The 17,485-nt window shown below is 72.6% G+C and carries 12 protein-coding genes; 7 read left to right on the forward strand and 5 right to left on the reverse strand.

Translation table 11 applies throughout. The features are described 5' to 3' along the window. Positions 1-41 precede the first annotated feature (41 nt). A complete protein-coding gene (locus ACQP2Y_RS05600; protein WP_433725185.1) occupies positions 42-1,274 on the forward strand; it encodes a M48 family metalloprotease in 1,233 nt (410 codons plus the stop codon). Here the strand turns inward: ACQP2Y_RS05600 and greA are convergent. Further along, entirely contained in the window at positions 1,271-1,765 is a 495-nt protein-coding gene (gene greA, locus ACQP2Y_RS05605) for a transcription elongation factor GreA (protein WP_360823098.1), read from the reverse strand. The genes ACQP2Y_RS05600 and greA overlap by 4 nt on opposite strands. A gap of 90 nt (positions 1,766-1,855) precedes the next feature. After that, positions 1,856-2,275: a DUF4307 domain-containing protein gene (locus ACQP2Y_RS05610; RefSeq protein ID WP_433725187.1), complete on the reverse strand. Its 420-nt coding sequence runs from the start codon at positions 2,273-2,275 to the stop codon at positions 1,856-1,858. Between the two features lie 112 nt (positions 2,276-2,387). On the opposite strand from ACQP2Y_RS05610, the gene mca reads away from it, so the two are divergent. The 6 genes from mca to purE all read left to right on the forward strand — a co-directional run bounded on the left by mca (position 2,388) and on the right by purE (position 10,197). Then, on the forward strand, positions 2,388-3,269 hold the full coding sequence (mca, locus tag ACQP2Y_RS05615) for a mycothiol conjugate amidase Mca (RefSeq protein ID WP_360823092.1): 882 nt from the start codon (positions 2,388-2,390) through the stop codon (positions 3,267-3,269). A 17-nt stretch (positions 3,270-3,286) separates the two neighbouring features. Next, complete coding sequence (locus ACQP2Y_RS05620; protein WP_433725190.1) at positions 3,287-3,643, forward strand: hypothetical protein; 357 nt, start codon at positions 3,287-3,289, stop codon at positions 3,641-3,643. A 259-nt stretch (positions 3,644-3,902) separates the two neighbouring features. Further along, a complete protein-coding gene (locus ACQP2Y_RS05625; protein ID WP_433725192.1) occupies positions 3,903-6,455 on the forward strand; it encodes an EAL domain-containing protein in 2,553 nt (850 codons plus the stop codon). Positions 6,456-6,490: 35 nt separating this feature from the next. After that, complete coding sequence (locus tag ACQP2Y_RS05630) at positions 6,491-8,479, forward strand: thioredoxin domain-containing protein (RefSeq protein WP_433725194.1); 1,989 nt, start codon at positions 6,491-6,493, stop codon at positions 8,477-8,479. 51 nt (positions 8,480-8,530) lie between these two features. Next, positions 8,531-9,703: a 5-(carboxyamino)imidazole ribonucleotide synthase gene (locus tag ACQP2Y_RS05635; RefSeq protein WP_433725196.1), complete on the forward strand. Its 1,173-nt coding sequence runs from the start codon at positions 8,531-8,533 to the stop codon at positions 9,701-9,703. Beyond that, entirely contained in the window at positions 9,700-10,197 is a 498-nt protein-coding gene (gene purE, locus ACQP2Y_RS05640) for a 5-(carboxyamino)imidazole ribonucleotide mutase (RefSeq protein ID WP_433725198.1), read from the forward strand. The genes ACQP2Y_RS05635 and purE overlap by 4 nt, the downstream gene beginning before the upstream one ends. 6 nt (positions 10,198-10,203) lie before the next feature. Here purE and ACQP2Y_RS05645 read toward each other — a convergent pair whose 3' ends face one another. The 3 genes from ACQP2Y_RS05645 to ACQP2Y_RS05655 form a co-directional block, all read right to left on the reverse strand. Next, the gene (locus ACQP2Y_RS05645; protein WP_433725200.1) at positions 10,204-10,746 is read right to left on the reverse strand and encodes a Uma2 family endonuclease; all 543 of its coding nucleotides are present in this window, start codon (positions 10,744-10,746) and stop codon (positions 10,204-10,206) included. Between the two features lie 19 nt (positions 10,747-10,765). Then, a complete protein-coding gene (locus ACQP2Y_RS05650) occupies positions 10,766-15,853 on the reverse strand; it encodes an SCO7613 C-terminal domain-containing membrane protein (RefSeq protein WP_433725202.1) in 5,088 nt (1,695 codons plus the stop codon). Between the two features lie 167 nt (positions 15,854-16,020). After that, positions 16,021-17,460 (reverse strand): UDP-glucose dehydrogenase family protein, encoded by a 1,440-nt coding sequence (locus ACQP2Y_RS05655; protein ID WP_433725204.1) that lies wholly within the window; start codon positions 17,458-17,460, stop codon positions 16,021-16,023. Between the last annotated feature and the right edge of the window lie 25 nt (positions 17,461-17,485).

Here is a 17,485-nt window from a genome sequence, read left to right on the forward strand (position 1 = left end):
GGGACGCCGCCGAACCGCGCCGTCCGGCATGATCACCTGTCGTGACCTGCCCCCGGTGCTCCGCCGCCACCGTGACCGCCCGCACCGCCGCACCCTGGTGCCCGTCGTGCGAGTGGAACCTCGACCTCTTCGAACCGGACCGCCGCCGGCCCGAGCTCGGCTGGAAGTGGGCGGACCGGGCCACCCACCGGGTCGCCTGGCGGCTGACCACCGGGCAGTTCGCCCAGCTGGCCGGTGGGCCGCTGCGGCAGCGCGGCTCCACCGCGGCGCGGGTGGTGACCTTGACGGTCGGGGTGCTCCTGCTGCTCTTCGTCGCGCTGCTCGCCGGCTTCGGCGTGTGGCTGATCCTGTACGACTTCCCGCAGCTCACCATCGTGCCCGGGGTCGTGCTGCTGGTCCTGGCCGGGGCGTTGCGTCCCCGCTTCGGCAGCCTGGACGACGAGGCACATTTCCTGGACCGCGCCGAAGCGCCGGAACTATGGTCCCTGGTGGACCGGGTTGCCGCGCACACCGGTGCCCCGGTGCCGCATCTCGTGGGGCTGGACCACTCGCTGGGGGCGTACACGACCACAGTGGGGCTGCGCCGACGGCGGGTGCTCTGTCTCGGTGCGTCGCTCTGGTCCGCGCTCGATCCGCAGGAACGGGTCGCGCTCATCGGCCATGAGCTGGGCCACTTCGTCAACGGGGACCTGCGGCGGGGCCCGTTCGAGCACGTCGCGCTGACCACGCTGGGACGGCTGGCGTCGCTGACCCATCCGAACGGCGAGGGCGGGAACGGCATCGTCGACATGATCATCTCAGCCGTGCAGTGGGTGCTGGCCCACCTCATCATGAGTGTGCAGCTGCTGGTCGTCTGGATCGGCCAGCGCGACGCCCAGCGCACGGAATACCTCGCCGACGAGATCGCGGCGCGGGCCGCCGGGAGTGCTGCCGCGGTGCGACTGCTGGACGTGCTGCTGCTGCACGATGCGCTGGACACGGTGATCCGGCGGGAAGCCCGCGCCCAGCGCTCCGGTGCGGCGTGGCAGGAGGCTGCCGTCGTCGCGCGGGCGAACCTGGCTCCCGCCGTACCGGTGCTGCGGCAGCTCAGCAAGCGTGACGAGACGTCGCTCTTCGCGTCGCATCCGCCGACCGGCCTGCGGGCCCGGATGCTGGAGAGCCGGCCGCAGCAGGCGGCCGGCGTGGTGCTGACGGAGCAGCAGGCGGAGCGGATCGATCACGAGATCGCCGGACCCGTCGAGCGGGTCCGGCGGGATCTCGCGTCTGCGGGCTAGCCGCCGAAGGGGGCGAACTCCACCACGGTGACCTTGATGTCCGCGCCGCTGGGGGCGGTGTAGGTCACGGTGTCGCCCGGGCCCGCGCCGAGGATCGCCTTGCCGAGGGCCGACTCGGGGCTGTACACCGTGTAGTCGGTGGTCGCGGCGATCTCACGCGAGCCGAGCAGGAACGTCTCGGTGTCGCTCTTGTCGTCGTCGAAGTAGATCGTGACGACCGTGCCCGGTGCCACCTTGTCGGCGCTGGGCGCGTCGCCGACCTCCGCCTTGCGCAGGAACTCCTTCAAGTAGAGGATCCGGCCTTCCTGCTTGCCCTGCTCCTCGCGCGCGGCGTGGTAGCCGCCGTTCTCGCGGAGGTCGCCCTCCTCGCGGCGGGCGTTGATCTCGGCGGCGACGGCCGGCCGGGCTGCGATCAACTCGTCGAGCTCGGCCTGCAGCCGGTCGTAAGCGTCCTGGGAGAGCCAGGTCTTCGACGCCTCTGAACTGGTCACAGACTCTTCTCCTTGAACGTACGGGTGGAACGAACAGGCGTACGGAGCGAATCACCAAGCTTACCAGCGGTGCGCACGGCACCCGGGGGGTCAGCCCGCGGCCGCGCACCGGACGACGTCGCCGACGGCGGCCTTGGCTGTCGTCGGAACGACCTCGCTGGCGTCGATCGTCGTGGCGGATCCCGCGGCCGAGACGGTCACCGTGCGGCGGCCGACTTCCGCGCCACCGTAGTCGCGGGCGCGCAGGCCGCACGTGGCGGAGCCCCCGGCCGGCACCCGGACCTTGAAGCGGATCGTCATCTGCTTGTCGGTGACGTCCGACCAGCCGACGATCTGTGCGTCGTAGTCGGGGTCGCCATACTGCCCGTAGAGCCGGATCACCAGGAACACGGCGGCGATCCCGATCAGGAGCGCGAGCAGGGCGGGCAGCAGCAACCGGCGGCGTCCGTCGCGGCGCCGCCCGTAGCGGCCCGGCGGGAATACCGGAGCTGTGGCGCGCGTCTCGCTCACCAGGGGGACCTCTCCTGCGAAATATGTCGGTGCCATCGGCCAGAATGGCCGTGTCCATCTTCGCAGCCGGCACCGGGGTCCTGACGACAAGGCCCGGTCGAGGGAGAAATCAGTGGCTGAGCAGTTGCGTCTCATGGCGGTGCACGCGCACCCCGACGACGAGTCCAGCAAGGGCGCGGCCACGATGGCCCGCTACGTCGCCGAGGGCGTCGAGGTGCTGGTCGCGACGTGTACGGGTGGCGAGCGCGGCAGCGTGCTCAATCCGAAGATGGACCGTCCGGAGGTCATCGCCGACATCGCGAACATCCGCCGGGCCGAGATGGAGAAGGCCCGGTCCATCCTCGGCGTCGACCAGGCCTGGCTCGGCTTCGTCGACTCCGGCCTGCCCGAGGGTGACCCGCTGCCGCCGCTGCCCGAGGGCTGTTTCGGGCTGGTCGACCCGGCCGAGGGCGCGATCCCGCTGATCAAGCTGATCCGCGAGTTCAAGCCGCACGTCATGACCACCTATGACGAGAACGGCGGCTACCCGCACCCGGACCACATCATGTGCCACAAGATCTCGGTGGTGGCCTTCGACGCGGCCGGTGACCCCGAGCAGCACCCCGAGCTGGGCGAGCCGTGGCAGCCGTTGAAGCTCTACTACAACTCGGGCTGGACCCGCGCCCGGATGCTCGCCCTGCACGAGGGCATGCTCGCGGCCGGTCTCGAATCGCCGTACAAGGAGTGGCTCGAGCGCAGCGAGGAGCGGCCGGACCGCGGCGACAAGATCACCACCCGGATCGAGTGCGGCGAGTACTTCGAGGTCCGCGACGACGCGCTGCGGGCCCACGCCACCCAGGTCGACCCGGACGGCTTCTGGTTCCACGTGCCGATGGAGCTTCAGCAGAAGGTGTGGCCGACGGAGGACTTCGAGCTGGTCCGCTCGCTGGTCGACAGCCCGCTGCCGGAGTCCGACCTCTTCGCCGGCATCCGCGAGCGGGTCGAGGCCCGCTGAGGCGTACCGTGAAGGTCATGGACTTCGTGGTGGCGGTCAACAACTTCGGTGATACCCGATCGGGCGGCCTCGCCGGTCCGATGGGTCTGTTCATCATCGTGCTGATGGCCATAAGCACAGTCCTGTTGATCCGCAACATGAACAAGCGGTTGCGTCGGCTTCCCGACAGTTTCCCGGATCCGGCGGCCACCGAGCGGGCCGCCGAGATCGCTCGGCTCGATGCGGACCTGCAGCGACCCGGGGCCACGCCGCGTGGCCCCGGCGCTGCGGCGGACCCTTCCGACGCGCCCACCTCGGCAATGGATGCCGAGGTCAATGGCGTGGACCGGATCGACGGCCCGGCGGCCGGCGAGCGGCGCGACGAGAACGCTTAGTTACATCGGACTGAATTCCACTTTGTCAAGGTCCGCGGGCCGCTCTCCGGTGTGTTCTGTCTCGGCCGGAACATCGACAGTGCTCATCCGTCAACCCCTGTTGCGTTCTGCCGGATTGGCTTAGCCTTCCGCCGGGGGGCTTTGACGTCCCTCCACCCTGTGCGGAAAGGGGGCTGACGATGACCATCTTCCAGCCCTCGCTTCCTCCACTGCAGATGCACGTGCATCCGCCAGTGCCGCTGGTCAGCAGGGGGGTGGCATGACTTCCCAGCCCGTCCCCACGACCGACGCCCGGCGCGATCGAGGTCCCCTCAAGAGCGGTCCGGTGTCGCGACCCAAAGCCGGTCGGGTCCTTACCTGGATCGTCGTCGTCACGGCCTTGCTCGTCTCCGTGGCGGGCATGATCGTTCCGCTGCGCGGGCCGGAAATCGTGTCGCTTTCACCGGCCGGCGCGATCGGCATCGCCGTCCTGCTCGTGGCGGCCGCGCAACTCGCCCGGCTGCGTTTCCGGGTCGGCCGCGGCACGGTGAGCATCTCCTGGGGCGAGACGGCGTTCATCGTCGGCTTCGCGCTGGCTCCGCCCGGCTGGCTGCCCGCCGCCACTTTGCTCGGTGCCGTCGGGGCCTGGGTCGTCATCACCTGGCTCAACGATCAGCGTGTCGTCGCCGACCTGGTGCACCTGGCCGCCTCGCTGAGTCTCGGCGCCGCCGCGGCGACCACCATCGCGTACGCCATCACCGGCCCCGCCGCACCGCTGGGCAGCGCCCGCACGCAGGTCGGCCTCATCGCGGGCGCGTTCACCTATCTGCTCGTCACGATGGGTCTGGCGGTGCTGACCCTCTCCCTGCACCGGGACGCCCCGCCGGCCCAGATCGCCGTCCGCGCCCTGCACGCCAAGCTGCCGATGTTCGTCGGCAACGTGCTGGTCGGCCTGCTCTCGCTCTTCGCGCTGGTCAACGGGCCGATCTGGCTGCTCGGGCTGCCGCCGTCGCTGTGGCTGCTGCAACGCACCTACCGCTACCACCTGCGCGCCGAGGAGGAACGCCGGATCTGGGAGGCGTTCGCCCGCGCCACCCGCACCCTGGGCGGTTCCTCCGAGCTGGCCGTGGCGGCGGCCGGCCTGCGCGGGGCGCTGGACGTGTTCGGCGCCCTCCGGGTCGAGATCGAGGTCCTGCAGCGCACCGGCAGCCCCCGGCGGTACGCGGCCGACGGCGCCTCGCACGACCCCACCCCGGGCGCCCTGCCCGGTCCGGTGATCACGCGCACCATGACGGTCGGCGGCGCCGAGGTCGGCGAGCTGACCGTGTGGTTGTCCGAGCCGACCCTGCCCGTCGCCCGCGACGAACTCGCCGTCTCCGCGTACGGGGACGCCCTGGCCGGCGCGTTGCACGACGCGGCGGCGCACGAGAGGCTGGCTCAGCTGGAAGAGAAGGTGGCCCACGACGGTGTGCACGACCCGTTGACCGGCCTGGCGAACAGATCCGCGCTGCTCAGCGACGGCGACGCGCTGCTGCACTCGTTCGACCGGGACCGGCAGGTCGCGCTGCTGCTGCTCGACCTCAACGACTTCCGCGAGGTCAACGGCACCCTCGGGCACCGGGCCGGCGACGCCATGCTGTGCACGGTGGCCGAACGCCTCACCGACCTGGCCCGCGAGCAGGAGCTGGTGGCCCGCCTCGGCGACGACGAGTTCGCCGTGCTGCTGCCGACCATCGCCACCCTCACCGACTCGGCCACGCCGCTGCACGAGACGCCGAACCCGCTGCCCCGGGCCGTGCGCCGCGCCCGCGAGCTGGTCGACCAGCTCGGCCTGCCGATGGAGATCGGCGGCGTCCGGCTGGTCACCGAGATCGCGGTCGGGGTGGCGGTGTCCAGCGCCGGCTCCACCGACCTGGCCGAGCTGATCCGCCGGGCCGGCATCGCCCTCGACCAGGCCAAGGAGCTGCACGTCGGGGTGGCGGCGTACGACAGCGCGCACGACGCCAGCAGCACCGACCACCTGGCCCTGCCGGCCGAGCTCTACGACGCGCTCACCGCCGACGACCAGCTCGTGCTCGTCCTGCAGCCCGAAGTCGACCTGCAGACCGGCGCGCCGACCGGCGTCGAGGCGCTGATCCGCTGGAAGCACCCCCGGCGCGGCATGCTCAACCCGAACGACTTCATCGACACCATCGAGCACGGCGAGCTGCTCGCCCCGTTCACCCGCTACGTGCTCGACCACGCGCTGGCCGCCGCCGCTGACTGGGCCGGTCACGGCCTGGAGCTGCCCGTCTCGGTCAACGTGTCGGCGCGCAGCCTGCTCGACGCCACCCTGCCGGCCCAGGTCGCCGACGCGCTGCGCCGGCACCGGCTGGGCGCGGGCCGGCTGGTCCTGGAGATCACCGAGTCGGTGGCGGTCAGCGATCAGGAGGTCGTCGACGAGGTCATCGCCGCCCTGCGCGAGATGGGCGTGCAGATCTCGGTCGACGACTTCGGCACCGGCTTCTCGTCGCTGTCGTTCGTCACCCGGGTCGCGGTGGACGAGCTGAAGGTCGACCGGTCGTTCGTCACCGACATGACCGACTCTCCCGCGGCCGCCGCCGTGGTCCGGGGCGCGGTGGAGCTGGGCGCCCGGCTCGGCGCGCGGGTCGTGGCCGAGGGCGTCGAGACCGCCGACCAGCGCGCCGCACTGCTGGCGCTGGGCTGCACCTCGGCGCAGGGCTACCACTTCAGCCGCCCGCTGCCCGCCGACAAGATCGTCGCGGCGCTCAACCAGCTGGCCCAGGCGGCGCCACCCAAGGTCATTCCCCTGCGCGCGGACGGCGCCTCCTGAGGTTTAGCGGGGCCCGCTCGGGCTAGGTTGGCTGCATGGCCAACCGTCTTGCCGGCGCGACCTCGCCCTACCTGCTCCAGCACCAGGACAACCCCGTCGACTGGTGGCCCTGGTCCGACGAGGCGTTCGCCGAGGCCCGCCGGCGGGACGTGCCGGTGCTGATCTCGGTGGGCTACGCCGCCTGCCACTGGTGTCACGTGATGGCCCACGAGTCCTTCGAGGACGAGCAGGTCGCGCGGGTGGTCAACGACGGCTTCGTGGCGATCAAGGTGGACCGCGAGGAACGGCCCGACGTCGACGCCGTCTACATGACCGCGACGCAGGCCATGACCGGGCAGGGCGGCTGGCCCATGACGGTCTTCGCCACCCCGGCCGGCGAGCCGTTCTTCTGCGGCACGTACTTCCCCAAGGGCAACTTCACCCGCCTGCTCGACTCGGTCACCACCGCCTGGCGCGACCAGCGCGACGCGGTGGTCACCCAGGGGTCCGCGGTGGTCGAGGCGATCGGTGGCGCCCAGCTGACCGGCGGCGAAACCGCGCCGATCTCGGCGGAACTGCTGGACACAGCGGCGGACCTGCTGGCCAAGGACCACGACCGCTCGTACGGCGGGTTCGGCGGCGCCCCCAAGTTCCCGCCGCACATGAACCTGCAGTTCCTGCTGCGCCACCACCAGCGCACCGGCTCGGCCGGCGACCTGGAGATCGTCCGGCACACCGCGGAGCAGATGGCCCGGGGCGGCATCTACGACCAGCTCGCCGGTGGCTTCGCCCGCTACGCGGTGGACAACACGTGGACCGTGCCGCACTTCGAGAAGATGCTGTACGACAACGCGCTGCTGCTGCGCGTCTACACCCAGCTGTGGCGGCTCACCGGCGACCAGTTCGCCCGGCGGGTCGCCGACGAGACGGCCGCCTTCCTGCTGCGCGACCTGGGCACCCCGGCCGGCGGGCTGGCGTCGGCCCTGGACGCGGACACGGACGGGACCGAAGGCCTGACGTACGCGTGGACGCCGGCGCAGCTGATCGAGGCGCTGGGGGACGAGGACGGTGCCTGGGCGGCGGACCTGTTCCGGGTGACGACGAAGGGGACCTTCGAGCACGGCAGCAGCGTGCTGGTGGTGGCTCGTGACATCGAGGCCGCGGTGCCTGAGCTTGTGGAGCGGTGGCACGACGTACGCGGTCGCCTGCTCACGGCCCGCAACCGGCGCCCGCAGCCGGCCCTCGACGACAAGGTCGTGGCTTCCTGGAACGGCCTGGCCGTGACCGCCCTGGCCGAATATGCGCAGCTCACCGGCACGGACGGCACGCCGGCGGTCGAACTCGCGACGGTGCTGGCGGAACGGCACATCGTGGACGGCCGGCTGCGCCGCGTCTCCCGCGACGGCGTGGTGGGCGATCCGGCCGGCGTGCTGGAGGACTACGGCTGCGTGGCGGAAGCGTTCTGCGCGATCCACCAGCTGACCGGCGACGGGGAGTGGCTCAGCCGGGCCGGGGCGCTGCTCGACGTGGCTCTCGAGCACTTCCCGAGCGGGCAGGGCGGCTTCTACGACACGGCCGACGACGCGGAACGGCTGGTGACGCGGCCCGCGGACCCGACCGACAATGCGACACCGTCGGGGCTGGCCGCGCTGTGTGCTGCGTTGGTGGCGTACACGGCGCTGAGCGGTGAGACCCGGTACCGAGAGGCGGCCGATGCGGCGCTGGCGACGGTGGGTCCGCTGATCGGTGGGCATCCGCGGTTCGCCGGCTATTCGGCGACGGTGGCCGAGGCGGTGCTGGCCGGCCCGTACGAGATCGCGATCGTGACCACCGACCCGGCGGGAGATCCGCTGGTGAAGGCGGCCCACCGGCATGCCCCGCCCGGGACGGTGGTGGTGGCCGGCGAGCCGGACCGTCCGGGGGTGCCGCTGCTGGCCGACCGGCCGCCGATCGACGGCAGGCCGACCGCGTACGTCTGCCGTGGGTTTGTCTGTGACCGCCCGGTGACAACGGTCGAGGACCTCGTGGCCCGCCTGTCCGCCTGAGTTCGGGCCGCTTGGCGGGTGTGGACCGGGGCTCGTTAGGCTGGCGGCGAGATGGATACCCGAACCGGTCTGCCCGTAGTCGGCATGGTGGGCGGTGGCCAGCTGGCCCGGATGACCCACCAGGCCGCGATCGCCCTCGGCCAGTCGTTGCGCGTGCTCTCCGAGTCGCCCGACGACAGTGCCGCCCTCGTCGCCGCTGATGTGCGGATCGGCACACACACCGATCTGGCCGCGCTGCGGGAGTTCGCCAAGGGATGTGACGCGGTCACCTTCGACCACGAGCACGTGCCCAACGAGCACATCGCCGCGCTCGCGGCCGAGGGCGTCAAGATCTACCCCGGCGCTGACGCGATCCGGTACGCGCAGGACAAGCGGCAGATGCGGGAACGGCTGTCGGCACTGGGCGCACCGGTGCCGCGGTGGCGCCCGGTTACCTCCGTCGAGGACATCACCGCTTTTGCCGCTTCCGCCGCCGGGCCGGGATCCTCCGGTGAGGGCTGGCCGGTCGTGGCCAAGGCCGTGCGGGGTGGCTACGACGGTCGGGGCGTCTGGATGCTGGACGATGCCGCGGCCGCCGCCGAGCTGGTTGCCACGGGCACCGAGCTGATCGTCGAGGAGCGGGTGCCGCTGCGCCGGGAGCTGGCCGCGCTGGTCGCCCGGTCGCCGTTCGGGCAGGTCGCGGCGTACCCGGTCGTCGAGACCGTGCAGCGGGACGGGATCTGTGTCGAGGTGCTCGCGCCCGCGCCGGGCCTGTCCGAGGAGCTGGCCGTCGAGGCGCAGCAGCTGGCCATCGACCTGGCCAACGCCCTCGGAGTGGTCGGTCTGCTGGCCGTCGAGCTGTTCGAGACCGAGTCCGGCATCGTCGTCAACGAGCTGGCCATGCGGCCGCACAACTCCGGCCACTGGACCATCGAAGGGGCGCGGACGTCGCAGTTCGAGCAGCACCTGCGGGCCGTGCTCGACTATCCGATGGGCGAGACCTCCCTGGCCGCGCCGGCCGTCGTGATGGCCAACGTGCTCGGCGGCGAGCCGGGCGGCATGTCCATCGACGAGCGCCTGCACCACTTGTTCGCCGCCGACCCGGGCGCCCGCGTGCACCTGTACGGCAAGCAGGTCCGCCCGGGCCGCAAGATCGGCCACGTCACCGTGCTGGGCGACGACATGACCGCGGTACGCGCCCGGGCCGTGCGCGCCGCCCGCTGGCTCCAGGAAGGCAAGGAATGACACCCGTCGTCGGCGTGATCATGGGCAGCGACTCGGACTGGTCGACGATGGAGGCGGCGGCGCTGGCCCTCGCCGAGTTCGAGGTGCCGTTCGAGGTCGGCGTCGTGTCGGCGCACCGTACGGTGCAGAAGATGGTCGACTACGCGACGTCAGCGGTTGACCGCGGCCTCAAGGTCATCATTACGGGCGCGGGCGGGGCGGCCCACCTGCCGGGCATGGTGGCGTCGATGACCCCGCTGCCTGTCATCGGCGTACCGGTGCCGCTGAAGTATCTGGACGGCATGGACTCGCTGCTGTCGATCGTGCAGATGCCTGCGGGCGTGCCGGTGGCGACGGTGTCGATCGGCGGTGCCCGGAACGCGGGTCTGCTGGCGGTCCGGATCCTGGCGGCGTCGGATCCGGTACTGCTCAAGCGCATGCAGGCGTTCCAGACCAGTCTGGAGCAGGTCGTCGCGGAAAAGGACGAAGCGCTCCGCGCGCGCCTGCTCGGCTGAGGTCGGTCAGCCGCCGATGTTGTGGTCGGCCGGGGCGGTTTCCAGCAGCCGGGCAAGCGGCATTCTGACGGCGACCTCGTAGGTCTTGTCGGCGCTGAGCACGTGCAAAGTGGCTGTCTGCGCGGCGTCGCGGTCGATGACCCAGTAGCGCGGAATACCCGCCTGCGCGTATTCGCGGACCTTGACGACCTGATCCATCGCCTCGAAACCCAACGACACGATCTCCACCACGAGCAGCAGGTCTGTGACGGACAGCCAGATGCTGCGTGGCTGCGGCGCTGCCCAGACCGTCAAATCGGGGATCCGGCCGCCGACACCGTTCTGCCCGGGGAACTGGACGCCGGCAGCTTGCAGAAGCTGCTCCGCAGGCCACCCCGCGCGGGCAAGCCAAGCGCATATTCGGCTAGCGACAGCGGCATGCTCGGAATCCGCCAACGGCATTACCGACAGAACGCCGTCGGGGCTCATTTCATATCGACGACCGAGCTGGTCGGCGACGTTCATGGCCGCCACATCGTCGAGCGTGACGGCGGCCGGAGCATCCCTCACGGTGTCTCCGTCCGATGGCTCACCGCATGCGGACCAGGGCGCCGCGGAGGCGTTCCTGGGTTCGGCGGCGGTTTTCGTTTGTTGCGCCCAGGAAGAGCAGGATCACGCCCACCGGGACCAGGACCAGCCACGGGCCCACCAGCGTCGTGGCGAAGTGGATCGCCGCGATCGCCGTCGCCGCCGCGCCCACCACTACTGGCGCCTGCTGTTGCAAACGGGAGCCCACGATCAGAGTCGCCACGGCGCCCAGCAGGAGCAGCAGTTCGCGCAGGTCGCCCGCGTCCGTAGCGATCACGATGCCGATCGTCGGGACGAAAGCCGCCAGCAGAGCCGGCCCGTACGCCGCCCAGCTGCTCAGGTCCGGGCGCTGGCGGGCCTCCAGCACGCCCACCAGCAGCGCCAGCGCGGCGAACGGCAGTGTGTATGCCTCCGGCAGCGCCACGTCCGCGATCGCGATGAACAGCCAGATGCCGACGATCTCGAAGCCGACTGCCAGCCAGAACAGGTTGCGGCGCTGGTTCGGGGTGCGGCCCGGGCGGGTCGCCGTCAGGCCGAGCACCGCGCCCCACGCCGCCAGCAGGGCCGCCAGGTGCTCCGGGGAGTTGAAGGCCAGCGCGCCCGCGAGCAGCGCTGACGCGTAGCCGCTCCACTCGACCGTGGTTGCCTCGCGGCGGTACTCGGGCAGGCCCAGGCGGGGGAGCAGGGCCTCCAGCACCAGCAGGACCGCGCCCACCGCCAGCACGCCGAACGCCGCCCACGGCGGGGTCAGCCCGGCCACCAGGGCGACCGTCAGCACGAACATCTGGCCCATCACCGCGGCGAACAGCCAGCCCAGGATGCGGGCGAGCTGGCTGCGGCCGCCGATCGCGCCGATCAGGCCGACGATGATCGCCATGCCCAGGGTGAACAGCGTCATCTGCTGCTGGGCGAGGCTGCCCGCCAGGCCGGCCCCGCCGGCCAGCAGGCCGATGACGAAGACGATGTTGCGGGTGGAGCGCAGCAGCGCGGCCCGGGTGGCGACCGGCGGCGGGGTCAGCGCCAGCCCCAGCATGGAGATGGTGAAGACGATCAGGGCGGCCGTCGTCGACGCGGGCCAGCGGACATCCAGCGCGATCGGGGCGATCAGCAGGGTGATGGCCAGGCCGGGCAGGATCACCGGTACGGCCTCGGCCGGCTTGCCGCCGAAGCCCAGCGCGGCGAGCGCCGCCGCGATCGTCAGCAGCACGGCGGCGAGCACGCTGGTGCCGTCGACGTTGCCGGAGACCGGGTTGGCCAGGGCCGCGACAGGTCCGTCCCAGATGGCGCCGAGCTGTTGCAGCGGGTCGATGAGGGACGCGCGCAGCGCCGGGGCGATGGAGAACAACGCCAGGATCGTCGGCAGCGCCGCGACGACCACCGCGCCGGTCGCCGGGTCGACGAGCCAGCGACCCTTCAAGCCGCTCGGCCGGATCGTGGTCCAGCGGGGGCGCACGTAGCCGCCTTCGCCCCAATGGCGGTTCGGGGCGACGGTGAGGCCCGGCGCCGGGATGGCCCCGCGCAGCAGTTCCGCGACGACGCCGAGCAGCGCTGCCGCGGCTGCGTACAGGGCTGTGGGGTAGTCGCTGGGGATCGAGGCGAGCGCGGTGATCGTGGCCCCGCCGACCAGGCCGACCGTGGCCCAGGGCAGATACTGCGGGATCCAGCGGCCGGCCATCGCCAGCAGGGCGAGCGCGAGGCTCGAGCCGGCCAGTGCGGCGGTCAACACGACCTGGGCGGTGTTGCCGTTCTCTGCGGCCACCGCGGCGAGCACGCCGGGCGCGGCGAGCAGCGCGGCCGCGGTGCCGGCCCCGCCGATCTGGGCGCGGTGCCGGGGCATGCCGGTGTCGTCGAGGGCCAGGTTGAGCACCTGGTCACCGTCGGCCGTCTCGGCCCACTCGCGGTGCGCGCGCGGCGTCACGTCGGCCCGCGACATCCACGCGACCAGGATGCCGGTCAGCATGATGAGGCCCAGAGCGATCGCGGTGGACCAGGGCCGCACCAGGCCCGCGCCGGCCGCGTGCAGCGCGACCACGGCGGCGACGCCGGCCCGGTCGATCGCAGCGCGCGGGTCCGTCGCGGCGACGGCAGCGATCCCGTACGCCAGAGTGACCGCCCCGCCGATCAGCAGCGGCGACCACCACGGCAGTCCGAAGGCGGCGGGCGCGCCGATCGTGGCCAGCGCGACACAGACCGAGCTGACGTCGTATTTGGCCGGTCGGGGCAGCGCGGCAGACGCGGCCACCGCGGCGATCAGCAGCGCGACCGGAGCCTGCCAGGCACCCTGCGGCGGCGTCGTCGAGTAGGCGGTGACGTCGGAGTTCCAGATCGGGCCCGGCGCCGCGATGATGCGCAGGCCGCTGGCCAGGGCCTGCCAGCCGGCGATCGCCACCACGGCCAGGCCGGCGACCGCGACGCCGCGAACCGGGCCGCGACGCCAGTCCTCCGGCAGGGCGCGGACACCGAACGCCACGATGAGCACCACAAGAGCGGCGACGACGAGCGGGGCCTGTGGGAACGCCAGCGCGGCGACCCGGGCGAGCGCGCCGCAGATGGCCACGGTGGCCGCGGCGGCGGCGATGTCCGGTCCGTCGATCATCCGGTCGGCGCGGCGGCCGTTGTCCAGCGACTTGGCGAAGAACAGCAGGAGCGCGGCAGCCAGCAGCAGCGCGCCGACCCAGATGTCGGGGGCGGTGGCGCCGGGCGACAGCAGGGCAGCGAGGGCCATGGCGACCGCGCCCGCCCCGGCGCCGACGGTCAGCGGCAGACTGATCTCGCGGCGGGCGACCTGGAAGACGGCAGCGTAGGTCAAGGTGCCGGCCACGGCGAGGAAACCCATCGCCAGCGCGGGCACGGTGACGCTCTCGGTGGGCGGCGGACCGCCGCCGGGGTCGCGGGTGGCCAGTACGGCGGTCACCACGGCACCCGGGATGGCCAGGGCGGCTGCCCCTGAGGCCCAGTCACCGACGAGCCACGCGTACAGGCGTACCGGGATCTGCCGGGCCGCGACCGCGACCATCACGCCCGCGCCGGCCAGCGCGGTCAGCACCGCGGCCGTGAGCCACGACGCGCTCAGCGCGGCGGCCGCGCCGAACAGGCCCACGACCCCGGCCGCCGCGATGTGCGCGATGGCGACCCGGCGGGTCGGCGCGAGCAGACCGGCCCCGCCGAGCCCGATGGCCGCCAGCACCAGCGGCCAGGGGGCCTCCGACCAGGGCAGACTCAAGGAGGCGGGCACGGCCAGGGCGGTCAGCGCGACGCCGGCCACCGCGCCTTCGTGGCGGTATTCGGTCGGCAGGGCGAGGGCGGCGGCGATGGTCAGCAGCAGGGCACTGAACGCGAGCAGCCAGCCGGACTGGCCCGCCGCGTCGGCCAGCCGGTCCGCGTAGGCGGCGGTGTCCGCGTTCCACACCGGGCGGGCGGCCTGCACCGGCGCGATCGCCGCGCGCAGCGCGTCCACGGCGACGAACAGGCCGATGAGCGTGAGGGCGGCGGCCGACGCGTACTGCGGGCCGCGCCGGACCTCGTCGGGCACCATCCGGACGACGGCGCCGGTGATCGCCACGGCGGCCGCGGCGATCGCCAGGGTCCAAGCGGGGGAGGCCACGGCGGCGATGCGGGCGCAGGCCGCGATCACCGCGAGGGCGAGCACGCCGCCGGCGATGTTGCGGGCCAGGAGCTGGCCGACGAGCTGGGCGGCGGCCGACACCGTCACCGCGGCCAGGATCAGGATCAGCCCGGAACGCACCGCGTCGGGCACGGCGTCCGCGCTGAGCAGGGCCGCGCCCGCGTACAGCAGGGCTCCCGCTGCCGCGGCGCAGAGCAGCCCGAAGGTCAGGCCGCGCAGCCAGCCCGCCGAGGGCGGGGTGGCGGGCGGCGCGAGCGGGACGGAGCCGGCGGGCGGGGCACCGGCCGGTCGCGGGCCGGGGAAGATCCGGGTGGGCAGCCATTTCCAGCGGCGCCGCCCGGTCAGCCCGTCGATGATCAGGTCGGGCTCCTCCGGCAGCGACTCCGGGCGCGCCGGGGCACCGGCCTCGTAGGAAGCCGGGTCGGCCGGGTCGGCGTCGCGGGCGGCGAAGTCCGCCGCGCCGATGTCCCGCGCGTCGGCCTCGGCCAGGCTCTCCCGGTCGGCGGCGACCGGACGGCCGATCGGCCAGCGCGGCAGCAGCCGGCCCTCGCGGATCACCGTGGTGAGCAACAGCAGGTCGACCAGCGCGATGGCGCTCAGGGCCATCGCCCAGCCGGCCGGGCTCTCGATCACCGGATAGGCCAGCAGCGGCGGCACCGGCTGCACCGCTACGACGGTCGCGTAGCGCGGTGCCGCGAGACGGGTCATCCCCGCGTACACGAAGGAGGCGACCGCAGTGATGAGCAACGTCACCCCGAGAAAGACCGGAGCCGGGACCGCGGTGCCGCCGAGCGCACTGCTGCCGTGCAGCGCGAACAGGGTCATCGGCAGCAGCACCAGGCCGACCGCCGCCAGGGTCTCGGCGGTGGACGTGAGGCCGCGGCGCGAGACGCCCGGGGCGACGCCCAGCGCGATGACGGTGAAAATCGCCAGGATGACGGCGCGGCCGACCGCGTTGGTGGCCGCACCCGCGAAGACGATGGCGGCGATGCCGAGCACGAGCGCGCTGAGCGCGAGCAGAATGTTTTGCACCGACTGCGAGGAAGTCTCGGGCGCGTGGCCGTGCGGCGGCTCCGGCTCGGGCGGCAGCGGGGCGACCCGGCGGCGGCGCGGCGGCGGGGGCGGCGCCGGCGTCTCGGTCGGCGGCGGGTCGTCGACCAGCGTGGTCACGCCGTCGGTGGCCGCACCGGGCGGCCCCGTGTACGCAGTGCCGGGCTCGGCCCAGGACGGCGGCCCGTCGGTCGGCGGGCGGCGACGCACCTTGCGAGCGGGCTTCGCGGCGCGCTTCTTCTGCTGGTTGGCGTGGGCGAGGATGTCGCGCTGGAACTGCGCCGCCTGGATCTTGCTGGCGATCTGCGTGCGTTCCTTGGCGGCGGCCATGTCGCGGATCTTGAGATCCGCGATCGAGGCCTCGATGCGGGCGAGCTCCTCGTCGTAGCCGTCCGGCTCCTTAGCCTGCGCCACCGGCACCTCCTCGACCCGTCCACCGAAGCAACCGACACCTCATTAGAACAGTCTCAGGCAGGTCGAGATCAATGGAAACGGCCGCGAACCCGACAGGTTCGCGGCCGTAGGCCCAATTCGGTCGGGCTCAACCTCGGTTTTGCATGGGTTTTCCGCCGCGGGTCGGCTCAGAGCGTCGGTGCGGGCCGTCCCATGCCCCGGTACGCCCAGCCCGCGCGGGCCCACAGCACCGCGTCCAGGCAGTTCCGGCCGTCGATGACCCGCTTGCCGGCGACCAGCTCGCCGAGCACGTGCGGGTCGGCGTTGCGGAACTCGGCCCACTCAGTGAGAACGCACACCAGCTCGGCGCCGGCGACCGCGTCGGCCATCGAGCTCTCGTAGGTGAGGGCCGGCTGGGCCAGGCGCGCGTTCTCCATGCCCTGCGGGTCGTAGACGCGGACGTCGGCCCCCGCCTTGGCCAGCGCGGCGGCCACGGCGAGCGACGGCGCGTCGCGGACGTCGTCGGAGTTGGGCTTGAAGGCGGCACCGAGCACGGCGATCCGGGTGCCGGACAGGTCCGGGCCGGCCGGGCCGGAACGGCGGTCGAGCAGCTCGGCGGCGAGCTGGAGCACCTTGCTGCGGCGGCGCTGGTTGATCAGGTCGACCTCGTGCAGGAAGCGCAGGGCCTCGCCGGCGCCCAGCTCACTTGCGCGGGCCTGGAACGCGCGGATGTCCTTGGGCAGGCAGCCGCCGCCGAAGCCGACGCCGGCCTGCAGGAAGCGGTTGCCGATGCGCGGGTCGTAGCCGATGGCCCGGGCGAGCTGGGTGACGTCACCGCCGGCGACCTCGCAGACCTCGGCCATCGCGTTGATGAAGCTGATCTTGGTGGCCAGGAACGCGTTCGCGGCCACCTTGACCAGCTCGGCGGTGGCGAAGTCGGTGACCACCAGGGGCACCTCGCGGTCCTCGGTGGCGGCCAGGTCGAAGACGCCCTTGTGCGCGGCGTACAGCATGCCGTTGGCCCATTCGGACTTGACGCCGACGACGATCCGGTTGGGCCGCAACACGTCCTCGACGGCGAAGCCCTCCTGCAGGAACTCCGGCGACCAGGCCACCTCGATGCCCAGCTCCGGGTCGGTGTGCTTGGCGACCAGCTGCTCGATCCACTCGGCGGTGCCGACCGGGACGGTGGACTTGCCGACGATCAGGACCCGGCGGGTCAGGTGCCGGGCGAGATTGGTCACCGACGTCTCGACGTACGACAGGTCGGCGCCCATGCCGTCACCGCGCTGCGGGGTGCCGACGCAGATGAAGTGCACGTCGGCGAAGGCGGCGACCTCCTCGTACGAGGTGGTGAAGCTGAGCCGGCCCGAGGCCAGGTTGGTGCGCAACAGCTCGTCGAGGCCGGCCTCGTGGAACGGCACCTGCCCGGCGGCGAGCTTGGCGATCTTGGCCTCGTCGACGTCGAAACCGAGGACCTCGTAGCCGAGCTCGGCGAAACAGATGGCGTACGTCGCGCCGAGGTACCCGGTGCCGAGGAAGGCCAGCCGGGGGCGGGCTGCGCCGGAGGACGGCTCGACCTCGGCGAACGCGGGCACGGCCGGGTGGGTCGGGTACGGGATGGTCACGGGGGGAAACTCCACTCACATGGGG

Source organism: Actinoplanes sp. CA-051413 (assembly GCF_050955795.1).
Classification (GTDB): Bacteria; Actinomycetota; Actinomycetes; order Mycobacteriales; family Micromonosporaceae; genus Actinoplanes.